A 20,616-nucleotide genomic window follows, 5' to 3' on the forward strand; every position below is an offset into this window, starting at 1 on the left:
GGGTAGAGAGTCCCTCCCCCGCTACCAAATGTTTCTTCACCCGCTGTACAGCCTTAGAATGGCGCTCCCAAAGTTCCTGCGGGCGGCCCTCTGCCTCAACGCCGGTGGTACGTGATCGATGCGAGACGCGCAACCTCGCCCGACCTGTTCGCCCTGCTTGCATCCATCGGGATAAATCACGATGACGATTCAAGAACCCCTGTCGCTTGCAGATATCGCTACGCAATTCAGCACTATCGATCCCAGCTTCACCAGCTTCCACGGCAAGCTATTTAGCTTCATCCCACCGGATCCTCAGCGATTTCATGATCTTTGCCGCTCGTTGACCCTCAAGGCCGACATTTTTCCGAACAGGCATCCAGCGATCGCAATCGTAAGAAAGCTGGCAAGCTGAGTTCCACTGCAATCGAAGCAAGTGTTGGCCGTGGAGAACGGGCAGTTCCAGATGCTGGCGCAGGTAGGCCCGCTAGCTCTCCCAGACTGCACATATCTGGCTCTGATTTCTCCGGTTACGAGCGAAGGTGCGGAAAGGCTCTACACTCCCGCGTTTGAATCGATCAGTTTTCTGCGGGCGTTTATTTCGCTCAGTTTCGGAAAGCTCCCCTTCTACACTTCAATAGCTGATTTCAACTTCAACGCGAAAGGCGAACTTAGCTTGGCAGGCGAAGTGGTGCGACGGCCTCTTTACGGTGATGTCTTAAGATTCTGGATGCTGGACTGATGAACGAAATCGCGAGTCGGCTAGCGCTCCAGCAGGACGAATTCCGAGATCGTCTGAAGCGGGCGTGCAATTTCATCAATGCGGCAATGGATCAAAAAGACGAGGCATTCCGATTTTCCTCGTACTGGATTGCTCTCGAAATCATTGTCGGAGGAACCAGCGATGCCATTCGATCGAAATTGGCTGCTGCATACGGCGAGCGCAATAAATCCTTCGCGGACGAGAGGCTATTCTACAAAGAGATAGAGCGCCGCCGGCATGATCTCGTACATAAGGGCTCCTTCGGGACGCTGCAGTCCTATCAAGAGCGGTTAATGCAGCTCTATTTTTGGGACATTGTGATGGCGCGCATCGGTCTTAAGCGTCGTGGGCTCGCGCTACTGTTTGCAGAGAGTGGGCTGCGACTTTCGCGGGAGTGAGGGAGGCCAGAACGAACTCGGCTCCCGGGAGAGCACGGCATAAGCCGTCCGACCATTGCGCAGGGAAGGCCGAGTGATTGGCTCCACCTGTATGCTGCTGTGCGGTCCTCCTTCGCGCACTTTTCGCGCAGCGGACCGCGGGTGCGAGGTCAGCACCCGGCCTTCCCTGCGCCCTCTTGACTCGAGAGGGTGAGAGATGAAGTAAAGCTCGGGCGGATTGCGCCGCGAGAGCGCGAAGGCGTGTCTGCTGTTTGACACTGTCTGCTGTTCGACGATCGAGGCCGACCACAGGCTTGGCGGTCGACACGGAATCCGCCTGACGACGTCAGACGTGAAGGAACACTTCAACATGATCGAAGCTTGAATCGGCGGGTCGGCATCGCCGCCGATGGCTGGCCTGCGCGGTCCCGCCTCCAGCCGCCCATACCCCCCCGGGCGGGGCTGCGCTTCATGATGAGGAGACGCAATTGTCCGAGTCGAACGAGCAAGAGATCAGGGAGCGCGCGCATCAATTGTGGGAGCGTGCCGGCAAGCCGGAAGGCCGCAAGGATGAATTCTGGCACGCGGCCGAGCAGGAGCTGCGCAACGAGAACAGGTCCAGCACTATGCGGACGCCGGATACGCTGTGACCGGCGTCTCGCGATCAAGAAAAAGCCGCCGGGTTCTGCACCCTGGCGGCTTCGAGAAGTCCTGAGCTGTTGATCGCCTCCGCAGCCTCATGCGTACCGCCGTTACCTTGTTTGCGGCCATGCCCCGAGGAGTCTAGGCGAGGGCGCCTGATTCTGCTGTGACCCGAAGCACACATCACGCGGAATGTCGCAGAGCCCGCGGGCCAGCGCGGGCCTCGCGTTCGCCGCGCCTCCGCGCGCGTCCTCAGACCCGATACCAGCTTGCCAGATTCCACGTGATGGTGTCCCAGCCCGAGATGTCGGTCATCAGGCTGTTGACGCTGGCGTTGACGATGTGGCGCGAGAGCAGCGGCAGGAAGACGTGGGCCTCGCAGAAGGTCTCGTCGACCTTGATCAGCAGCGCGGCGCGCTTGACCGGGTCGAGCTCGCTCTGCGCGGCCTTGTAGGCCTTGTCGGCTTCGGGATCGGAATAGCGCGAATTGTTGCGGCCGAGCCATTTGTTGTCCTTGGTCGCGATCTCCCAGGATACGCACTGGTTGAGCAAGCGCTCCGGATCGGGCTGCGGCTGCGTCGTGTTGTACATCTCCATGTCGGCGTAGAATTTCGAGTAGGTGTCGGGATTGCCGACATCCGAGGAGAAGAACACCGAGGCGGTGACCGCCTTGATCTCGATCTCGATGCCGGCCTTCTGGCAGGCCTGCTTGATGATGGCTTGCGTCTTCTGCCGCGGGCCATTGGTCGAGGTCTGGAACACGTATTTGAGCTTCTTGCCGTCCTTCTCGCGGATGCCGTCCGCGCCCCTGGTCCAGCCGGCCTCGTCGAGGATCTTGTTCGCCTTGTCGATGTCGAACTCGTATTTCAGCTTGGGGGACTTGAACTGCTTGGGGGCGTTGACGAAGCTCGCGGTTGCGAGGGCGCCGCGTCCATAGATGAACTTCTGGATCGAATCGCGGTCGATCAAGAGATTGATCGCGCGGCGAACGGCGGGATCGGACAGCGTCGGGTGCTTGGTCTTGACGCTCGAACGCTCGCCGTCGACCTCGGTCCAGGGGTCCGTCGTGTTGAGGATGATGAACTCGACATTGCCGGAAGGCGTGATGTCGAGCTTGCCTTTGCCGCCCGCCTCCATGCGCTTGAGGACCTCCTCCTCCACCTGCATGTTCCAGGCGAAGTCGTATTCGCCGGTCTGCAGCACGGCGCGCGCCGCGGAGACCGCGTCGCCGCCGCCCTTGATCTCGAGCGTGTCGAAATGCGGTTGGTTCTTGATGTGATAGTCGGGATTGCGTTCGGCGCGGATCAAGTCGCCCGGCTTGAACTCGACGAACCTGTACGGCCCGGTGCCGACGGGCTTCAGATTGCCGGGAGCCTCGCGTGACTTTGCGCCGATATAATCGGCGAAATGATGCTTCGGCAGGATCTGGCCGACCTGGCCGCCGACGAACGGGTCGGCCCAGAACGGCGTCGGCGCCTTGAAGATCACCTTGACGGCGTGGTCGTCGATCTTCTCGACCGTGATGTTCTGATAGGAGCCCGTGGTGAACGCCGCGGTCGCAGAATCCGCGGCGTATTGCCAGGTGAAGACGACGTCGTCGGCGGTGAAGGGCTTGCCGTCATGCCATCTGACGCCCTGCTTCAGCTTCCAGATCACGCTCATGCCGTCGGCCGCAAGGCCACCGTTCGCCTTGGTCGGAACCTCGGCGGCAAGGCAGGGGACCAGATTGCCGTCCTTGTCCCAGCCGGCGAGCGGCTCGAAGAAGATGCGCGAGGCGATCTGGTCCTTGGTGCCGAGCGCGAAATGCGGATTGAGCAGGGTGGGCGCCTGCCAGAGCAGGAGCTTCAGCAGGCCGCCGCCGCCGGCCTTGGTCGGCTTGTAGGGCAGCGTGGCGTCCGCCATCGCCACGTCGTTCCAGAGCAGGATCTGGCTTGCAACAGGCGCCGCAATCCCGACCGTCGCCATTGTCCGGATGAACGAGCGTCGCGACAGGGTGCCTTGCTTCACCTCCGCGACCAGGTTGCGGATTTCGTTCTCGTCCATCAGATGGCCTCCACTTGGAACATTCGTCGCCAGCACCCCATCATGTTTCATCATGGACGAGGCGGCAATGCCGGCAAGGGACGGCAGGAGCGGAAAACCCTGCGGCGAAATGGCGGAGGCACACGCCCGACAAGCGTGGTCGGTCGCGGCAACGCCTGCATTCACGGGGACGGAGGTGGAACGCCGCAGCGCGACAGCCGTTCCATCTTTTTAGCGGGATCAGGAGACACCGATGGGCGAGGGAGAAGACCATTTTGCCCGGCTGCTCGGGCGCGCGGCGATGGACGTGTGGGGCGACATGCCCCGCGACATCCAGGAGGCGCTGTTCGAGACCGCGATGAAGCAGCGCGACGGCGAGCGCGAAGACCTCGCACGGCTGCTGCACGCGCGTCACCCCCGCACGCAGCATCCGGTAAAGCCCGCTTGAAGCGCCGGGCCGTTCGTCCCCAAGGAGGAACGTTCACAAACGAACCTCGTTTTCCAGACGGCCGTTGCGTCAGACGCGGTGGGCGCGAGAGGCACGCGAATTTGTTCGGCGAGGTGATCTTCGTGAGCGACATGTTTATCGGAATGTCGATCGGAAAATGGTACGATCCGATCTCGGAGCGATGGATCGCGCCGCCCGAGGCCAAGCCGGCCGCGAGACGCTCACGCTCGGAGCCGGAGACAAGCCCCGACGTGCGCAAACGGTGCGAAACCCAGCGTATATGGAATCTGCTGGTCGACAGCGCGCGAGGATGACGTCGAGAGCTTGCGGCTGGCGGTGACGCGCCGGCCGCCCGTCGCGGGCCTGATCGCCGCCGCGAATTCGTTTCACGTTCGGTGGTGAATCGAGAAGGCGCAGCCCATGACCTGCCGCCAATATGGATATTCATTTCATTGATTTCGCACGGCGGAGAAGCGAATACGGTTCCCATCATTGCCGCTGACTGCCGGAGACCAAGATGTCGTTTCGCCTTCCCCTGATCCTCGCAACCGTGCTCGCCGCCTGGTCCGCTGCCGCGAGCGCCGAGACCATCAAGATCGGCGTGACGCCAGGACCGCACGCGCAGATCCTCGAGGCGGTGAAGCCGATCGCCGCCAAGCAGGGCCTCGACATCCAGCTGATCGAATTCTCCGACTACGTCGTGCCGAACGCCGCGCTCGATGCCGGCGAGGTCCAGGCCAATTCGTTCCAGAACCAGCCTTATCTGGACAACCAGAAGGCCGACCGCGGCTACAAGATCGAGGCCGTCGCGCTGACCGTGAACTTCCCGATCGGCGTCTATTCGAAGAAGCACAAGGCCTTCGCCGATATCCCTGAGGGCGGCAAGGTCTCGATCCCGAACGACCCGACCAATGGCGGCCGCGTGCTGCTGCTGCTCCGCGACAAGGGCGTGATCAAGCTGAAGGAGGGCACCGGCTTCAAGCCGACGGTGCTCGACATCACCGAGAATCCGAAGAAGCTGAAGTTCATCGAGGTCGACGCGGCGCAGGCCCCGCGCGCGCTCGACGACGTCGACGCCGCCGCGATCAACACCAATTACGCAACCCAGGCGGGCCTCGATCCGGTCAAGGACCCGATCCTGCGCGAGGACCCGAAGGGCCCCTATGTCAACCTGATCGCGGTGCGCACCGCCGACAAGGACAAGCCCTGGGTCAAGACCCTCGTGGACAGCTATCACACGCCCGAGGTCAAGGAGTTCGTCCTGACCAAGTTCAAGGGCGCGGTGCTGCCGAGCTGGTAGGCACTCTGCCTAGCCAGGCTTCAGGGGCGGGGCCGTCCCGGCGGGCAGCCTTGCGCAATGCCTGCTTGTCTGGAGCTGCGCCAACCGACATCATCGGGGCCCATCCTCGCCCGGCAGGGGTCGTAATGAAACGCTTCGCAAACCTGAAACGACTGGGATTCTTCACGCGCCTCCTTGACGAGGCGCCGCCCGCCGAGCGCTATCGCTTCGCCGCCGAGCAGATCGTGCGCGCCGAGAAGGCGGGCCTCGATTCCGCGTGGATCGCGCAGCATCATTTCCACGAGCGGGAAGGCGGCCTGCCGTCGCCCTTCACCTTCCTGGGCTATGTTGCAGCCCAAACCTCGCGCATCCGCCTCGGCACCGGCATCGTGACGCTGCCGCTCGAGAACGCGGTGCGGGTGGCCGAGGACGCCGCCGTCCTCGATCTCATCTGCAACGGCCGCTTCGAGCTCGGCGTCGGCACCGGCGGCAACCCGTCGGCCTTTGCCGCCTTCGGCCTCGACAGCACCCAACGCAACGAGATCTTTGCCCGCAATCTGGCGATCGTCCGCGCCGCGCTGACCGGCAAGCCGCTCGAAGGTGGCGACACGCTCTATCCGCAGCGGCCGCAACTGGACGGCCGGATCTGGCAGGCGACGTTCTCGGTCGCCGGCGGTGCCCGCGCCGGCAAGGCGGGCGACGGCCTGCTGTTGTCGCGGACCCAGCCGCGGACCAAGGACGGGCCGAAGGCCACGCTCGCCGAGATCCAGAACCCGATCATCGATGCCTATCTCGAAGCGCTGCCGCCGGGCTGCGAGCCGCGCATCATGGCCTCGCGCAGTGTCTTCGTCGCCGACGACCGCGCCGAGGCGATGCGCCTCGCAGACATCGGGCTGCGGCGCGCGCTACCGCAGTTCATGAAGGGCGGGCACTTGCCTCCCGGCGAGACGCTGGAGGAGATGATCACGGCGTTCGACACCCATGTCGGCGTGGCCGACGACGTCATCGCCTCGCTCCGCACCGATGCCACGCTGGAGCGGGTGACCGATCTGGTCTTCCAGGCCCATTCGGTCGATGCGCCGCATCCCTATATCCTGCGCTCGATCGATTTGGTCGCCGAGAAGGTCGCGCCGGCGCTGGGCTGGGTCCGTGCGGCGCGGCCGACGGGCATCAACGTGTTGCACGAGGCTGAATGATGAGCACGACGGATATCATCGACACGCTGGCGGGGATCGAGCCGGGCTCGGCCCTGGACGCCATCCGCGCCCGCCGTCTTCAGGCGCGCGAGAATGCTCAAAAGAGCTATCTCTCGCTGTTCGAACCGATCGATGCCGGCGAGTTCTCGCTGGTGGAACGCGCGGCAGTCGCGCTCTTCGTCATCGGCCTGCATCGAGAGCCCAATGTGACCGCCTTCTACCGCGCGAAGCTAGCTGCGACCACCGATGGCGCGCGTTTGGTCGAAGCAATCGAAGCTGAAATCGGCCGCGGCGAAACCTCGGGGCCGTACGGCGCGTATCCGGCCGGACCGTTGTCGATCGAGAACACGGCCGGCTTGATCTACCGCGTCAGCGCGGAGGGCAAGTCCGTCCTTGGCGCAAGGCTCGCTGCGGCGTTCGAGCATGCGCATCTGCTGGTGTTCCGCCCGCGCGATGCCGCCTCCGCCGACATGAAGGCGCTGCTCGCCGCCGGCTGGTCGACCACCGGCATCGTCACGTTCTCCCAGCTCGTCGCATTCCTGTCGTTCCAGGTGCGCGTCGTCAGCGGCTTGCGCACGCTCGCAGCCGTGAACGCATAAGAGAAGGCCGCAATCATGAGCGCCACCGTCAATCCGCCCGTCGTCTTCACCCAGGATGAGCTCGGCTGGGTCTCCTGGATCGAGCCGCTGCCCGAGGCCGAGCTGACCGAACGGCATTTCAATGGCCTCGTCGATCGCGCCCGTGCCAAGTCGGAATATTTCCGCCTGCTGGTGCGCGACCCCGAAGTGCTGGAAGCGCGCACCAAGACCGACAAGGACATCTTCTACAACGTCGCCGACGGCCTGCCGCGCGCCGAGCGTGAGCTCGCGGCTGCCGCGACCTCGCGCTACAACGGCTGCATCTATTGCGCCTCGGTGCATGCGCGCTTCGCCAGCACCTATTCCAAGCGCCGCGACGATGTGCAACGCCTGCTCGACGAGGGCGTCAAGGCCGATCTCGGCGAGCGCTGGAATGCCGTGGTCAAGGCCTCGGTGGCGCTGGCGGCGACGCCGATCGCGTTCGGTCCTGAAAATATCGCGGAGCTGCGCCGGGCCGGGCTCGACGATGCCGAGATCGTCGACGTCATCAACGGCGCCTCGTTCTTCAACTGGGCGAACCGGCTGATGCTGTCGCTCGGTGAGCCCTCGAAATAGGCAATCTCACCGGCACAAGAATTGCTGCTTGTATCAACATTGAGTGGATGGAGCCGTGCATGAGCAACATCGATCGCCGAACCCTGGTCAAAGGCTCGCTCGCCATGATGGCGGGCGCCGCCTTCTCGCGCGCTGCCTTCGCGGACGCTGAGCCGATCCTGCTCGGCGTCAGCGGTCCCTTGACCGGACCGAATGCGCAATATGGCACGCAGTGGAAGCAGGGTTTTGATCTCGCGCTCGACGAGATTCAGGCGGCCGGCGGCATCAACGGCCGCAAGCTCGCCTATCAATTCGAGGACAGCCAGAGCGATCCTCGCCAGTCGGTCGCGATCGCGCAAAAGTTCGTCTCCGATCCCCGCATCGTCATGGAGCTCGGCGATTTCTCCAGTCCCGCCTCGATGGCGGCCTCGCCGATCTATCAGCGCGGCGGCCTCGTGCAGTTCGGCTTCACCAATTCGCACCCTGACTTCACCAAGGGCGGCGACTTCATGTGGAGCACGTCGGTGAGCCAGGCCGACGAGCAGCCGCTGCTGGCGCGCTATGCGGTGAAGCGGCTCGGCCTGAAGAAGCTCGCGGTGCTGCACCTCAACACCGATTGGGGCCGCACCAGCCGTGACTATTTCGTCAACGCCGCGAAGGAGTATGGCGCGGAGATCGCGGTCACCGAAGGCTATATCGCGGAGGAACGCGACTTCCGCTCCACGCTGGTGCGTGTGCGCGATGCCAATCCGGACGGACTGATCCTGATTTCCTATTACTCGGACGGAGCGCTGATCGCGCGCCAGGCGCGCCAGGTCGGATTGAAGCAGGTGATCTGCGCCGCAAGCTCGGTCTATTCGCCGAAATTTTTGGAGCTCGGCGGCGAGGCGGTCGAGGACGTCCATGTCGGCACGCGCTACTTCCCGGAAGATCCACGGCCCGAGGTGCAGAAATTCATTGCCGGCTTCAAGAAGAAGTACAACGGGCTGGAGCCCGACGCCTTCAATGCCTACTCCTATGACGCGATGAACATGGCGGCCGCGGTGGTGAGGATCGGCGGCGCCGACCGCAAGGCGATCCGCGACGGCTTCACGAAGGTCAAGGACGTCCCGAGCGTCATCTTCGGCACCGCGACGTTCGACGTCGCGACCCGCCGCGTCAAGGGCGCCATGAATGCCGAGCTGGTCGTGCGCAAGGGCCAGTTCGCACTCTGGGACGGCAAGCCGACCTGACCTTTCTCCTCATTAGGAACCCAGCGTGTCCTCCTGGCTCGACTACACGATCAACGGGCTGATCGTCGGCAATGTCTACGCTCTCGTTGCGGTCGGGCTCGCGCTGATCTTCGGCGTCAGCCGGCTGATCAACTTCGCGCAAGGCTCGATCTATCTGGTCGGCGCCTATATCGGCTGGGTCGCGGTGGTGCAGCTGCATACGCCGCTGCCGCTCACCATCATCGTGGTGGCCGCGGCCGCAGCAGTGGTCGGCCTGATCATCGAGCGGTTCGGCCTGCGGCCGCTGCAGAACTCGGTGCGCATCGCGCCGCTGCTTGCGACCATCGGCATCAGCTTCGTGCTCGATCAACTGGTGATGCTGACCTTCTCGCCCAACCCGCGCGCGCTGCCGAGCCAGTTGCCTGATGTCCGCTTCCAGGTCGGCGGCGGCACCATCGGTCCGCTCGATCTCCTCATCGCCGGCGTCGGCATCAGCAGCGCGCTCTTGCTGTTCGTGTTCCTGCGCTACAGCAAGCTCGGCTGGGCGGTGCGCGCGGCCTCGCAGGACCGCGACGCCGCGATGCAGATGGGCGTCGACGTCAACCGCGTCAATCAGGCGGTGTTCGGCATTGCCGCCGCGCTCGGCGGCGTCTCCGGCATGCTGGTCGGCATGTACTACAACCAGATCGACACCGCGATGAGCCTGCAGGCGACGCTGAAGGGTGTCGTCGCCGAGGTCGTCGGTGGCGCGGGCAACGTGCCCGGCGCGGTGATCGGCAGCCTGCTGCTGGGATTGGTCGAGAGCTACGGCGTCGCCGTGTTCGGCACCAGCTATCGTAACCTGTTCGCGTTCCTGCTGCTGGTCGTTGTGCTCGTGCTGCGTCCGAACGGATTGTTCGCCAGCGCGCGGCAGGCGCCGCCCGAGCCGCTCACCGGCACCTTCATCGCGCCGAGCCGCCCGGTGCGCATTCCGCGCTGGGCCTTGGCTGTCGCAGCCGCGATCTTCGCGGTCCTGCCGTTCTTCCCGGTGTCCTTCTATGTGCTCCAGACCCTGATCAATGCTTGGCTGCTCGGCATGCTCGCGCTCAGCCTGACGCTGGTGGCGGGCACGATGGGGCAGGTTTCGCTCGGGCACGCCGCGCTGCTCGCGATCGGCGCTTATACCTCCGCGCTGCTGTCGTTGACCCTCAACGTTCCGGTCGGTCTCGCCATCATCGCCGGCGGGCTGATGAGTGCGGCGCTCGGCACGACGCTGATCTCGCCGTCGTTCCGCCTGCGCGGGCACTACGTATCGATCGCGACGCTCGCGATCGGCGAGATCGTCTCGCTGGTGATCCTGAACTGGGAAAGCGTCACGCGCGGCCCGATCGGCATCTCCGGCATCCCGCCGCTGTCGCTGTTCGGCTACGATCTGGTCAGCCCGGCATCGATCTACTGGTTCAGCTTTGCCGTGATGGTCGCACTCGCACTGCTGCAGGGCCGCTTGCTCACTTCGCATCTCGGCCGCAGCTTTCGCGCCATCCGTGACGACGACATTGCCGCGCGCGCCTATGGCCTCAGCCTCAACCGCTACAAATCGCTGGCCTTCATCTTCGGCGGGTTCGCCGCCGGCGTCAGCGGCGGCATCGCCGCGCATCTCTACTCCTACATCAACCACGAGACCTTCAACACGCAGCAATCGATCCTGGCGCTGACCGTCGTGATTCTCGGCGGCCTCGGCAATGTCGTCGGCGCCATCGTCGGGGCGGTGGCGCTGGTTGGCCTGCCGGAAGTGTTTCGGATCGCGGCGGAGTACCGCATCCTGATCTACGGCATCGTGCTGCTGCTGCTCGTGCGGTTCAGGCCGCAGGGCCTGCTGGGGACGATGTGATGGCGGAGCCCATGCTGTCCCTGCGCGGGCTGACGCGCCGCTTCGGCGGCCTCACCGCCGTCGATGCCATCGATTTCGATCTCGCCAGGGGCGAGCTGATCAGCATCATCGGTCCCAACGGCGCCGGCAAGACGACGCTGTTCAATCTCGTGACCGGGCTCGACCGGCCTGATGCCGGCGTGGTCCACTTCGAAGGTCAGGACATCACGGGCTTGTCGCCGGAGCGGCTCGCGGCCGAAGGCATCGCGCGTACCTTCCAGCTCGGCCGCGTCTTCGGCAATCTCAGTGTCATGGACAACGTCCTGATCGGCGCCCACACGCGGCTGCGAGCTGTGAAGCCGGCCGTGGCGGTGATCGGCCCGCTGCTGGAGCTGGGCCTGGCCTTGTTGCGCCCCTCGAGCGTCAAGGCGGAAGAAGAACGGCTCCGCGAAGAAGTGAAGGCCATCCTCGCCCGCTTCGGCGAGCGATTGCTGCCGCGCATCGACCAGCCGGCCTACAGCCTGTCCTATGCCAACCGCCGCCGTGTCGAGATCGCGCGTGCGCTCGCGCTCAAGCCGCGCTTGTTGCTGCTGGACGAGCCGACCGCCGGCATGAACCCCACCGAGACGGCGGAGATGCAGGCCCTTGTCGCCGAGCTGAAGGCCGAGGGCCTGACCATCCTCCTGATCGAGCACAAGCTGGAGATGGTGATGCGCCTCTCCGACCGCGTCATCGTCATGGACGAGGGCAAGAAGATCGCGGAAGGGCCGGGCGAAGAGGTGCGGAGCGATCCAAAGGTGATCGAAGCCTATCTCGGCCACGGCCTGACGCCGGAGCAGGAGAGCGCGGCATGACGGCGAGCACACCCGAACCGCTGCTGGCGCTATCGAACGTCAATACGTTCTACGGCCAGGCCCAGGTGCATTTCGATCTCTCGATCACGGTCGCGCGCGGCCACATCGTCTGCCTGCTCGGCGGCAATGCCAGCGGCAAGTCGACGACGATGAAGATCATCTTGGGACTCGTGAAGCCGCGTGCGGGTGATGTGACCTTCGACGGCGCCTCGCTGCTAGGTTTGACCACGCCGCAGATCGTCCGCCGTGGTATCGCTTCGGTGCCGGAAGCGCGGCGATTGTTCGCGGACATGAGCGTCCGCGAAAACATCCTGATGGGCGCCTTCGTGCGCAACGATAGCGATGCGGTGGCGCAGGATCTCGACAGGATGCTCACGCTGTTCCCGAAGCTCGGGCAGCGGCTGTCGCAGCGTGCCGGCTCGCTCTCCGGCGGCGAGCAGCAGATGGTGGCGATGGCGCGCGCGCTGATGAGCCGTCCCAGGATGATCGTGATGGACGAGCCGACCATGGGCCTGTCGCCGCTCTATGTCGACCGCGTGCTGGAGCTGATCCGCACCATCAACCAGGAGGGCGTCTCGGTCTTCATGGTCGAGCAGAACGCCAGCCTCGCGCTCGAGATCGCGCACGAGGCCTATGTGCTCCAGACCGGCAGGATCGTGCTGTCCGGCCCGGCGCGGGCCCTGAAGGACGACCCCCGCGTGCGGGATGCCTATCTCGGCGGCTCCGAGGCGGCGTAGTTGGATCTATCCATTCGTCATGGCCGGGCTTGACCCGGCCATCCACGCCTTAGCCAACGGGCACGAAGAACGTGGATGCCAGGGACAAGCCCGAGCATGACGAATCTCCCTGCAAATTTCGCATACGCGATCGTCCGGCGATAGTTGGGGGCTGGCCCGTGTGATCATTCTATGAAAAGATCACACCACTGACGCAATGTCGCGCGCAGTGGACGGATTGAATTCGTGACGAGATGGTCCTTGCGGGCGGTCGAGCCCGGGATGGCGTTGCTGTTCGGCGGGCTCATTGCCGCCAACGTCGCCGAATGTCTGGGCCTTCGCGGCGTTCGGCGATCGTCCGACGGTGATGGCGACCGCGCTGCTGGCTTGGGTGTTCGGGCTGCGTCACGCCGTCGATGCCGACCACATCGCCGCCATCGACAATGTCGTGCGCAAGCTGATGCAGGCGGGCGATACGCCGCGCAGCGCCGGGCTTTATTTCGCGCTCGGCCATTCCACCATCGTCGTGGTCGCGGCCATGCTGCTCGCACTCGGCGTCGTCAGTCTTGGCGCCGACAGCCTGCTCAAGCAGATCGGCAGCCTGATCGGCACCTCGGTGTCGGCGCTGTTCCTGCTCGTGATCGCGGCCATCAACCTCGCCATCTTCGCCGGCCTATGGCGAGCGTTCCGCATCGCGCGCGAGCAGGGCGTTCACGACGCCGAAGGGCTCGACGCGCTGCTCGCCAATCGCGGATTTCTCGCGCGGCTGCTTGGCCCGATGTTCCGCCTGGTGACGCGGCCGTGGCACATGTATCCGCTCGGCGTCCTGTTCGGCCTCGGCTTCGACACCGCGACCGAGATCGGCCTGCTCGGCATCTCCGCCACGGAGATCGCGCGCGGCGCCTCGCTCGCCGATATCCCGGTCTTTCCCGCGTTGTTCGCATCAGGCATGGCGCTGGTCGACACCGCGGACTCTACGCTGATGGTCAGCGCCTATCGCTGGGCCTTCGTCGATCCCTTGCGAAAACTCTGGTACAACCTCACCATCACTGGCGCTTCCGTCGCGGTGGCGCTGCTGATCGGCGGCATCGAGGCGCTCGGGCTGATCGCCGATCGGCTTGGTCTGTCCGGAGGCGTGTGGGTGCTGGTCGACGGTCTCAACGGATCGCTCGCCAATCTCGGTTTTGCCGTGATCGCGTTGTTTGCGATCGCCTGGCTCGTCTCGGTCGCGCTCCACCGCCGCATGTTTGCTGACGATCGCGGTGTCGCACCTGACATGCTGATCGATGCGACCGAGGTGCCGCGACGGGCCTGAATCCCCGGGATCAGAGCGAAGCCGCGCTCGCTGCCTGCTCTGCCGGCAGCTCGTCTGCATTGGGATCGCCCGGCGCGGTCGCCCAGGCCAGCTCCACCAGCGTCACGATCCTGCGCCCGCCGCCGTCGAGCTGGACGACGATCAGGCCCTGCTCCTCCATATAGCCCAGCAACCGCTGGGCGCGGCGCAGCGAATGCGAGCCGTAGGCGCGGGCGATCGCGGCATCGCCGGGGCAGGGCCAGCCTTCCTTTGCGGCGCGCGCGATCATCATGAACACGCCCTGCATGTCGTCGGGCAGGATCGAGGCGCGCAGCGACACCTCCTGCCAGGCGTCGTCCTCGGCGAGATCAGTGCCGAGCCCGGCGCGTGCATGCGTCAGCATGCGGCGGAATTCGTTGAGGTCGGGCACCGCCGAGCCGAGGCCCTCGATGCGGCAGCGGACCACGAACTCCTGGTAGAGCACGCCGATGGCGCGGAAGCCGGCATCGGGCTCGGCCAGCACGGCACGAAGCGTACGATCGACGCGCTCGCGCCGCTCGGCGAGCTCCTCGGCGCTGACGGACACCTCGACCACCTCAGGCCGGACCTCCGGCGTCGCCGCAGCCTTCGCCGCGCGGAGCTGCTCCAGCAAATCAGGCGCCGGCCGGCGCTGCGGCCGGCTGGCATCGGGCGGCGGCGCCGCCAGAATCACGGCGCGCGCATCCTCCAGCGTCGCTTCGGGCAGCGGCATCAGCCGCGGCGTGGAATTGCGCGGGCTGGTGTCGGTCGCGCCGATGTTGAGGCGCAAGGGACGGCGCGACAGCGCAGGCCCCAGCGCCATGAACTGTCCGCGCTCGAGATCGCGAAATGATTCGGCCTGCCGTCGCTCCATGCCGAGCAGATCGGCGGCCCGCGCCATGTCGATGTCGAGGAAGGTGCGGCCCATCAGGAAGTTCGAGGCTTCCGCTGCGACGTTCTTGGCGAGCTTGGCCAGACGCTGCGTCGCGATGATGCCGGCAAGCCCGCGCTTGCGGCCGCGGCACATCAGATTGGTCATGGCGCCCAGCGACAGCTTTCGCGCCTCGTCCGAGACTTCGCCGGCGACGGCAGGCGCGAACAGCTGCGCCTCGTCCACGACGACGAGCATCGGGTACCAATGGTCGCGGTCGACGTCGAACAGCCCGCCGAGGAACGCTGCGGCACGCCGCATCTGGTTCTCGGCATCGAGCCCTTCGAGATTGAGAACGGTCGAAACCCGATGCAGCCGTGCGCGTTCGCCGGCAACCTGCAAGCCGCGCTCGGTGTGATCCTCGCCGTCGATCACGAGATGGCCGAATCGCTCCGCAAGCGTGACGAAATCGCCCTCAGGATCGATGATGGCCTGCTGCACCCACGGCGCACTCTGCTCCAGGAGGCGCCGCAGCAGATGCGATTTGCCGGAGCCCGAATTGCCCTGCACCAGGAGACGGGTCGCCAGCAATTCCTCGAGGTCCATGGCGGCCGCGGCGCCTGCCGTGGTCTGCCCCATCTCGATCGCAACCGTCATGCCCCGACTCAAGTCCCCATCATCTGCGGACAGGGGCTTTATCAATCCGGCCCGGGCGCGTCGAGCGCTACGCTGCGAATCAGGCCGTGTTGCCCACGGCGGAGTTCAGGCGCGATTCGACAACCGTAGAAGTGCGGGCCGATAGGGCGCCTGCGGATCGTCGTCCTCATTCTCGGGAATCGCGCAGGAGCCGAATTCCTGCTTGATCCGCTCGATCTCGGCGATGCGTTCGTGCAGCCGCTGCAAATGTTCGGGCGATTTTGCCCTCCAATAGCGGAATGTGTCCTGCGTCAGCGGCAGGAACGCGGTGCCGAACAGCGTCGGTTCCGGAACGACGGTACGCCCGAGCAGCATGAACCGGTCGGGGCCGGACACGATCAGGGTCGCATAGCCACGATTGCCGATTCGCCTGATGCCGTTCAGCGACCATTCGGCGAGCTTGCTGAAGTAAGGCTCTTCCCGCCAGCGATCGGGACAATGGTCGTCGACGGTGACGTTGACCGCGTCCTGGCTGAAATGGACGATGAGCCCGGCCTTCGCGGGGAACCACTCCTCGTCGAGATGGCCCTGGAGCCAGGCACAGACGAACGAGCGGCACATCTGCGGACGGCGGTCGTAGATGGTGCATCCCGTGCCGGTCTGCCAATGCTTGCAGAGCTGGTTCACCGGCTTGTCGACCGCGGCCACCTCGAGGATATCGCAACAGGCATTGCAGGACCCGCATTGCCGGGCGGGACGCGCCGTTTTCGGCAGGCCGGTCGCGCGAAACCCTGGCCGTCGCGGACCAGCAGCTTCTGCTTCTCCAGCGCGTTCAACGCACGTTCGATCTTGAGGCGGGACAGTCCGGTGGCGTCGATCACGCCCTTCAGCGTCGTTGCGCCCGCCTCGACCGCGCGAGCGACGCTCAGCATTGCCTGATCCATTTTTATTTATCTTGTTGGTTTGCGTCCGCTCCCGGACGCCGGCACTGCATAATGGCTGAGGCGAAAACCTATCTTTCTCCTTTTTGCGGGACAATAAGCGGGGGCTGACCTGCGCGCATGCGGCGCCTGCGCAAATGCAGGATCGCGAACGCAGTTCGCCGATCGCTTCAAGCGTCCGCGACGGGGAGCTTCGCTCGCGCTTGACGGATTTGCAGGCAAAACGGCGTCATTTCACCGCCGTGCAGTCCAAACGGACGATGAGCAGCCCGCGTTCTCTCACGCAGCTGTGATATGCGCGATGCGTGTGCTCGCGCGCGGAGAGGCGACACGTTTGCGTGATTGTGCGGTGATGATGAGGCGCCGCGTGGCGCGTTGCTCGTGCATCTCACCGGGAACTGGCCGGGATGCGAGGGCGATCGAACGTGGCCCGGATGGAGCGCAGCGCGATCCGGGCAACGGAGCGCGCTGCGTCAAGGTCGACGATATCCGACAGGAACGGAAGCGGCGCGCTACTGCGCGCCGGACCCGCCCTGCACGATCTTCTCGTTCAGCTTCTGGTCCACGGTGTCGACCGTGCGGTCGATCTCGGCGTTGGGCACGCCGAGCTGATGCGAGATCAGCTTCACCAGGAGATCGACGCGCTCGATGAAGGGCGCGCCGCTCGCGACCGCGCGCGCGGCCGACGAGGGCTTGAGCAGGCTCTCGGCGGCCTTGGCGTATTTCGCGAACGGCACCTGGTCCTGCGGATCGGCGCCGAGCTTGCGGGCGATCGCATCGACATGGTCGTAGATCGTCTGCGAGCGCTGGAGGTCGCCGTGCACGGCGTCGCGGATCGACTGCGGCTCGTGCGGCGTGATGCAGCGGTAGTTGCCGGTCAGCAGCATCGACCATTTCGCCAGCGGCACGAACAGGGAGTCGAACACTTTCAGCTTCACCGGCACGTCGTGGCCGTCGAGCGTCACCGCGTCGATGTCGGCCTCTAGCTCGCGCAGCACCTTGTTGTGCTTCTCGTCGGCGAACGCCGATGCCTTGAAATTCGTGGGCAGGCCGACATGAAGCACGTTGGCGGCTTCCTCGGGCGGGCGGAACGCCTGCGGATCGGGCGAGCACAGGGTCACCAGGCCCGGCTCGAAGCGCTCCCACACCTGCGCATTGGTGTAGGCCTCCTCGAGATCCATGTCCGCGAGCGCCGGAATCCGCTTCAGATAGGGTAGCGGCGGCATGTTCATGATCGACAGGCACGGCAGCTTCGCCGCGGCGATCTTGACCATGAGAACGCGGACCGTGTGGTTGGTGTATTGCGGTTCCTGCATCGCAAGGCCGACCATGTCATAGCGCGAGAGGTCGACATTCTGCGGCGTTATCGCGTCGAGCTTGCCGGGCAGGTCGCGCGAAAAGATCGCCCGGTGCACGGCTTCGTCGCGCAGCTTGATGCGTACCTCGGTACCATCGCGGTTGATCAGCTCAGCGGTTTTGGCGCGGCAGACCAGGGTGACGTTGTGCCCGGCCATCAGCAGCTTCGTGCCCAGCAGCGAGCCGTAAGAAGCCCCGAGAATCAATATGTTGCGCGCCATATTCCGTCCCCTCGACAATGTGCGTGATTTTTGAGCCCCGGCCGTCGTCCGCGGGCGAGTTGCCGGCATGTAAGGCGAACTACGTGGGGATGGCAACTGGGATAATGCATACAAGGCGTTAGAGGATGTTCCATCGTCCGGATGGCGTGCGGTTTCCCAATCGGGCTGAGCGGGCTCGCCGGTCGCGCCCCAAAGGACAATTCCCGGCCAGCCGCCACCAACATATTCTGTCCTACCGAAATTCCGTTTAACGGATGTTTTGCATGTCCCCGAGCCGGCTATGCACGCTAGAATACATATCGTCTCACGATATATAAAGTGAGACCCGTCAATGGGTTCCCGTCCCTCTCTGTCGATAGTCGTGTTGACGAAATGGCAACCAGCCGCATCTTTCGCCATCTCGTGATTGGCGGCGCGACGGATTGAGGCCGTAAAAATTCCGCGCTCAAGGCTGATACGAGATGCCGCATCGTCACACGGGGCTGTTTTGATCATTGATGACACAAATGTTAAAACGCGGGGATCGCGAACATGGCAGAGTGGGGAACCTCGGTCGCACGGCGCGGGGAACTGACCACTGGGTTGATCCAGCCTAAATCTTTGAATGAGGCCTGCTCGTTGCGATCGGCAGACGCCAGATCGACGGACATGGTCAGGCGCGTCGCGACGGAATCGAGCGGGCGCGCAGCGCGCCATGCTGGAAGTGAAGCCGGCAAGTCTAGCAACCGCTGACGCTGCTGTTCGGAGATCATGATGGACGGTGGTTATTGGCCTCATGGTTCTTGTGACGGCGCCGGTGGAAACTTGGTACGTTTGCGCAGACGCGCGTCCGAATTCTTCGAGAGCCTGCCCGTTGCAGAACTGGCGAGCGAGGCACACAGGCAGCTGTGGATTTCGGACTGGGCTAGGGTCGCAGAAGACTATCGGACCTTGTCCGAATTCGCGCGCGCGGGCGGTTCCAGTCGAATCGCGCGCGAAGCGTGGATGTGCTCGCAGACCGCGATCGAAGTCGCGCGAACCTTGTCTTGTCGGGAAGACATCGCGGACGCCGCCCTAGCAGACAAGGTCGCGACCGGCCTGAAAAGCTTCGAGGATGACGCTGGTCTTGCGATCGATCGAGTCGAGATCGATTGCTTTGGTCAGGAGGTGCTTGCCGGCTTCTTTGTCCAGGGCGGGCGTCGGGGGCCCTGCGCACCCGCGGTCATCTGCGTCAGTGACGAAGACATTACCCGCAGCTCGATGATGCGCCGGCTGCCGGCAGCCTTGCGTCGCCGCAACATGTCGCTGCTGCTGATCGACGCCTGCAATTCGTCCCATCATCGTTCTTTCAAGCCGGAGCACATGCTGCAATGCTGCCTGGACTATCTGGAGGCTCGTCCGGATGTCGATCGGCAGCGGATCGCAATCTATGGCGAAGGAGCCGCCGCCCCGCATGCATCCCGTCTTGCGCTTTGGGATCGCAGAATCGCTGCCGCCGTCTGCGACGGTGGCCTTCTGACGCAGGTCATGCGCCGAGCACCATTTCGCTGGATGACCGGACTGAAGCAGAGCGACCAGGACGGGAGTTCGACAGGCTCGATGCTGCCGTCGCATCGACTATCTTGCCCGCTTCTGGTGGTTGTCGGCAGTCGCTCGATGGTGCGCGAACGCGAGGCTCGCGAACTTCAAACGCTCTATCGGCAGGCCGGAGCCGATTGCTCGATCGTGGTGCCGAACCGCATCCCTCATCCGCTGGGCGAGGTCGAGAATTTCATCGCCGTGGACGACTTCATTTTCGAATGGCTCGACAGCAAGCTTGGAGCTGGCCGTCAGCTGGATCGCGTCACTGATCTCTAGAGCTTCGGTTCTGATTAAATCAGGACCGAAGCTTCTGGATTCTTGTTTTGACGCGCTTTCGTCACGCGAACCGGCGTCCACTTCGCTCGAAAACGCTCCAGCCGGATCAGAGAGGATCGCGTGCAGGCGCGCTCCGGCGCGGCGTGACGACGATCAGCGATGGCCCGGCGGTCCTGCGCCCGACGTCGGCGGATCACGAAGCGTCGATGGCCAGCAATCGCGCAGCAAGCCGCGCATTCTTGGCGAGCTTGGCCAGCGCAGCATTCAAATCGGCCAAGGTCTCCTCATCGAGCTCATTGAACATGGTCGAATTCAAGGCGAGCCTTCTCTTGGAGAGCTTGCCGATTTCCGTCGTCGCCTTCTCTGTCAGCGACATCAGGACGAAACGGGCGTCGTCGGCTGCCGGTCGCCGCGACAGGAATCCGCCCTTCTCGAGGCTCTTGGTCTGGTTGGTCACGAAGGCCGGATGGATCCGCAGCTTGTTCGCGATGTCGATTCCCGCGACGCCGCGCCCCCCATCGAGTTCGGTGATGGCCATCAAGATGAGCCACTGCGGCTCGGTAATGCCTAGCAGGGTGGCCCAGCTGGCGTGGATGTCCTCGAGCTGAGAGTGGATTTCGACGACATTCCAAATGAAGTCCGTAATGGCTCTGTCGAGCCTCTTCTCAATCATGTGGTCCCGGGATCGCTCAGGCAGAAGGAAATCAGACAGGTCAGCAAAGTAGATCTTTGTACCGGGATATTGGGCACGTGTCCCGTGCATAGCGTGCGGGAGGCGTGGCTGCCTGTCGTGCCGCGAAAACTATTCGGTCGTTCAGCACTTGCAGAAAACAATTAATTGAGTTACACGTTGTCCCACTCAAAGTTTGCTGCTCTTGACCACGTCGACAGCTAGCAATGTGAGACCTCCAAGAAAGCCCTCGGGATGCCCCCTG

The 20,616-nt window shown here is 64.2% G+C and carries 20 protein-coding genes and 2 pseudogenes; 16 read left to right on the top strand and 6 right to left on the bottom strand.

Annotated elements, in window-relative coordinates; translation table 11 throughout:
• Positions 1-181 precede the first annotated feature (181 nt).
• The 4 genes from QA642_RS09570 (at position 182) to QA642_RS09585 (ending at position 1,769) form a co-directional block, all read left to right on the top strand.
• Positions 182-394, top strand: a complete 213-nt coding sequence (locus QA642_RS09570; protein ID WP_283084427.1) for a hypothetical protein — start codon at positions 182-184, stop codon at positions 392-394.
• Positions 395-418: 24 nt separating this feature from the next.
• Positions 419-721 (top strand): hypothetical protein, encoded by a 303-nt coding sequence (locus QA642_RS09575; RefSeq protein ID WP_283084428.1) that lies wholly within the window; start codon positions 419-421, stop codon positions 719-721.
• Positions 721-1,140: a HEPN domain-containing protein gene (locus tag QA642_RS09580; RefSeq protein WP_283084429.1), complete on the top strand. Its 420-nt coding sequence runs from the start codon at positions 721-723 to the stop codon at positions 1,138-1,140. Before QA642_RS09575 ends, QA642_RS09580 begins: the two co-directional genes overlap by 1 nt.
• A gap of 467 nt (positions 1,141-1,607) precedes the next feature.
• Positions 1,608-1,769, top strand: coding sequence for a DUF2934 domain-containing protein (locus QA642_RS09585; RefSeq protein WP_283084430.1), 162 nt, complete (start codon positions 1,608-1,610; stop codon positions 1,767-1,769).
• Positions 1,770-2,013: 244 nt separating this feature from the next.
• On the opposite strand, the gene QA642_RS09590 is transcribed toward QA642_RS09585, so the two are convergent.
• A complete protein-coding gene (locus tag QA642_RS09590) occupies positions 2,014-3,804 on the bottom strand; it encodes a peptide ABC transporter substrate-binding protein (RefSeq protein ID WP_283084431.1) in 1,791 nt (596 codons plus the stop codon).
• A gap of 232 nt (positions 3,805-4,036) precedes the next feature.
• On the opposite strand from QA642_RS09590, the gene QA642_RS09595 reads away from it, so the two are divergent.
• From QA642_RS09595 to QA642_RS09645, 11 genes and pseudogenes are all read left to right on the top strand, one after another.
• The gene (locus tag QA642_RS09595) at positions 4,037-4,231 is read left to right on the top strand and encodes a hypothetical protein (RefSeq protein WP_283084432.1); all 195 of its coding nucleotides are present in this window, start codon (positions 4,037-4,039) and stop codon (positions 4,229-4,231) included.
• 131 nt (positions 4,232-4,362) lie between these two features.
• Complete coding sequence (locus QA642_RS09600) at positions 4,363-4,545, top strand: hypothetical protein (protein WP_283086842.1); 183 nt, start codon at positions 4,363-4,365, stop codon at positions 4,543-4,545.
• Positions 4,546-4,748: 203 nt separating this feature from the next.
• The gene (locus QA642_RS09605) at positions 4,749-5,531 is read left to right on the top strand and encodes a MetQ/NlpA family ABC transporter substrate-binding protein (RefSeq protein WP_283084433.1); all 783 of its coding nucleotides are present in this window, start codon (positions 4,749-4,751) and stop codon (positions 5,529-5,531) included.
• 125 nt (positions 5,532-5,656) lie between these two features.
• Complete coding sequence (locus QA642_RS09610; RefSeq protein WP_283084434.1) at positions 5,657-6,706, top strand: putative FMN-dependent luciferase-like monooxygenase; 1,050 nt, start codon at positions 5,657-5,659, stop codon at positions 6,704-6,706.
• Positions 6,706-7,305, top strand: coding sequence for a CMD domain protein (locus QA642_RS09615; RefSeq protein ID WP_283086843.1), 600 nt, complete (start codon positions 6,706-6,708; stop codon positions 7,303-7,305). The genes QA642_RS09610 and QA642_RS09615 overlap by 1 nt, the downstream gene beginning before the upstream one ends.
• 15 nt (positions 7,306-7,320) lie before the next feature.
• Positions 7,321-7,899 carry an alkylhydroperoxidase domain protein gene (locus tag QA642_RS09620; RefSeq protein ID WP_283084435.1) on the top strand — a complete coding sequence of 193 codons (579 nt, stop codon included), beginning with the start codon at positions 7,321-7,323 and terminating at the stop codon, positions 7,897-7,899.
• A 59-nt stretch (positions 7,900-7,958) separates the two neighbouring features.
• Positions 7,959-9,110: an ABC transporter substrate-binding protein gene (locus QA642_RS09625; RefSeq protein WP_283084436.1), complete on the top strand. Its 1,152-nt coding sequence runs from the start codon at positions 7,959-7,961 to the stop codon at positions 9,108-9,110.
• A 25-nt stretch (positions 9,111-9,135) separates the two neighbouring features.
• Entirely contained in the window at positions 9,136-10,959 is a 1,824-nt protein-coding gene (locus tag QA642_RS09630; protein ID WP_283084437.1) for an ABC transporter permease, read from the top strand.
• The gene (locus QA642_RS09635) at positions 10,959-11,792 is read left to right on the top strand and encodes an ABC transporter ATP-binding protein (RefSeq protein WP_283084438.1); all 834 of its coding nucleotides are present in this window, start codon (positions 10,959-10,961) and stop codon (positions 11,790-11,792) included. Before QA642_RS09630 ends, QA642_RS09635 begins: the two co-directional genes overlap by 1 nt.
• Entirely contained in the window at positions 11,789-12,529 is a 741-nt protein-coding gene (locus QA642_RS09640) for an ABC transporter ATP-binding protein (protein WP_283084439.1), read from the top strand. Before QA642_RS09635 ends, QA642_RS09640 begins: the two co-directional genes overlap by 4 nt.
• Before the next feature lie 261 nt (positions 12,530-12,790).
• A pseudogene (locus QA642_RS09645) lies at positions 12,791-13,823 on the top strand (HoxN/HupN/NixA family nickel/cobalt transporter).
• A gap of 10 nt (positions 13,824-13,833) precedes the next feature.
• On the opposite strand, the gene QA642_RS09650 reads toward QA642_RS09645, so the two are convergent.
• From QA642_RS09650 to QA642_RS09665, 4 genes and pseudogenes are all read right to left on the bottom strand, one after another.
• Positions 13,834-15,348, bottom strand: a complete 1,515-nt coding sequence (locus tag QA642_RS09650) for an ATP-binding protein (protein WP_283084440.1) — start codon at positions 15,346-15,348, stop codon at positions 13,834-13,836.
• A 105-nt stretch (positions 15,349-15,453) separates the two neighbouring features.
• Positions 15,454-16,271 (bottom strand): annotated as a pseudogene (locus tag QA642_RS09655) (YkgJ family cysteine cluster protein).
• A 509-nt stretch (positions 16,272-16,780) separates the two neighbouring features.
• Complete coding sequence (locus tag QA642_RS09660; RefSeq protein WP_283084441.1) at positions 16,781-17,845, bottom strand: 2-dehydropantoate 2-reductase N-terminal domain-containing protein; 1,065 nt, start codon at positions 17,843-17,845, stop codon at positions 16,781-16,783.
• Between the two features lie 509 nt (positions 17,846-18,354).
• Complete coding sequence (locus QA642_RS09665) at positions 18,355-18,597, bottom strand: hypothetical protein (protein ID WP_283084442.1); 243 nt, start codon at positions 18,595-18,597, stop codon at positions 18,355-18,357.
• Between QA642_RS09665 and QA642_RS09670 the strand changes: the two genes are divergently transcribed.
• Positions 18,596-19,681: an alpha/beta hydrolase gene (locus QA642_RS09670; protein ID WP_349253832.1), complete on the top strand. Its 1,086-nt coding sequence runs from the start codon at positions 18,596-18,598 to the stop codon at positions 19,679-19,681. The genes QA642_RS09665 and QA642_RS09670 overlap by 2 nt on opposite strands.
• 193 nt (positions 19,682-19,874) lie before the next feature.
• Here QA642_RS09670 and QA642_RS09675 read toward each other — a convergent pair whose 3' ends face one another.
• Entirely contained in the window at positions 19,875-20,354 is a 480-nt protein-coding gene (locus QA642_RS09675; RefSeq protein WP_342740886.1) for a MarR family transcriptional regulator, read from the bottom strand.
• Positions 20,355-20,616: the final 262 nt, after the last annotated feature.

Origin of the sequence: Bradyrhizobium sp. CB2312 (assembly GCF_029714425.1) — a bacterium.
In the GTDB taxonomy this organism is placed as follows: Bacteria; Pseudomonadota; Alphaproteobacteria; order Rhizobiales; family Xanthobacteraceae; genus Bradyrhizobium.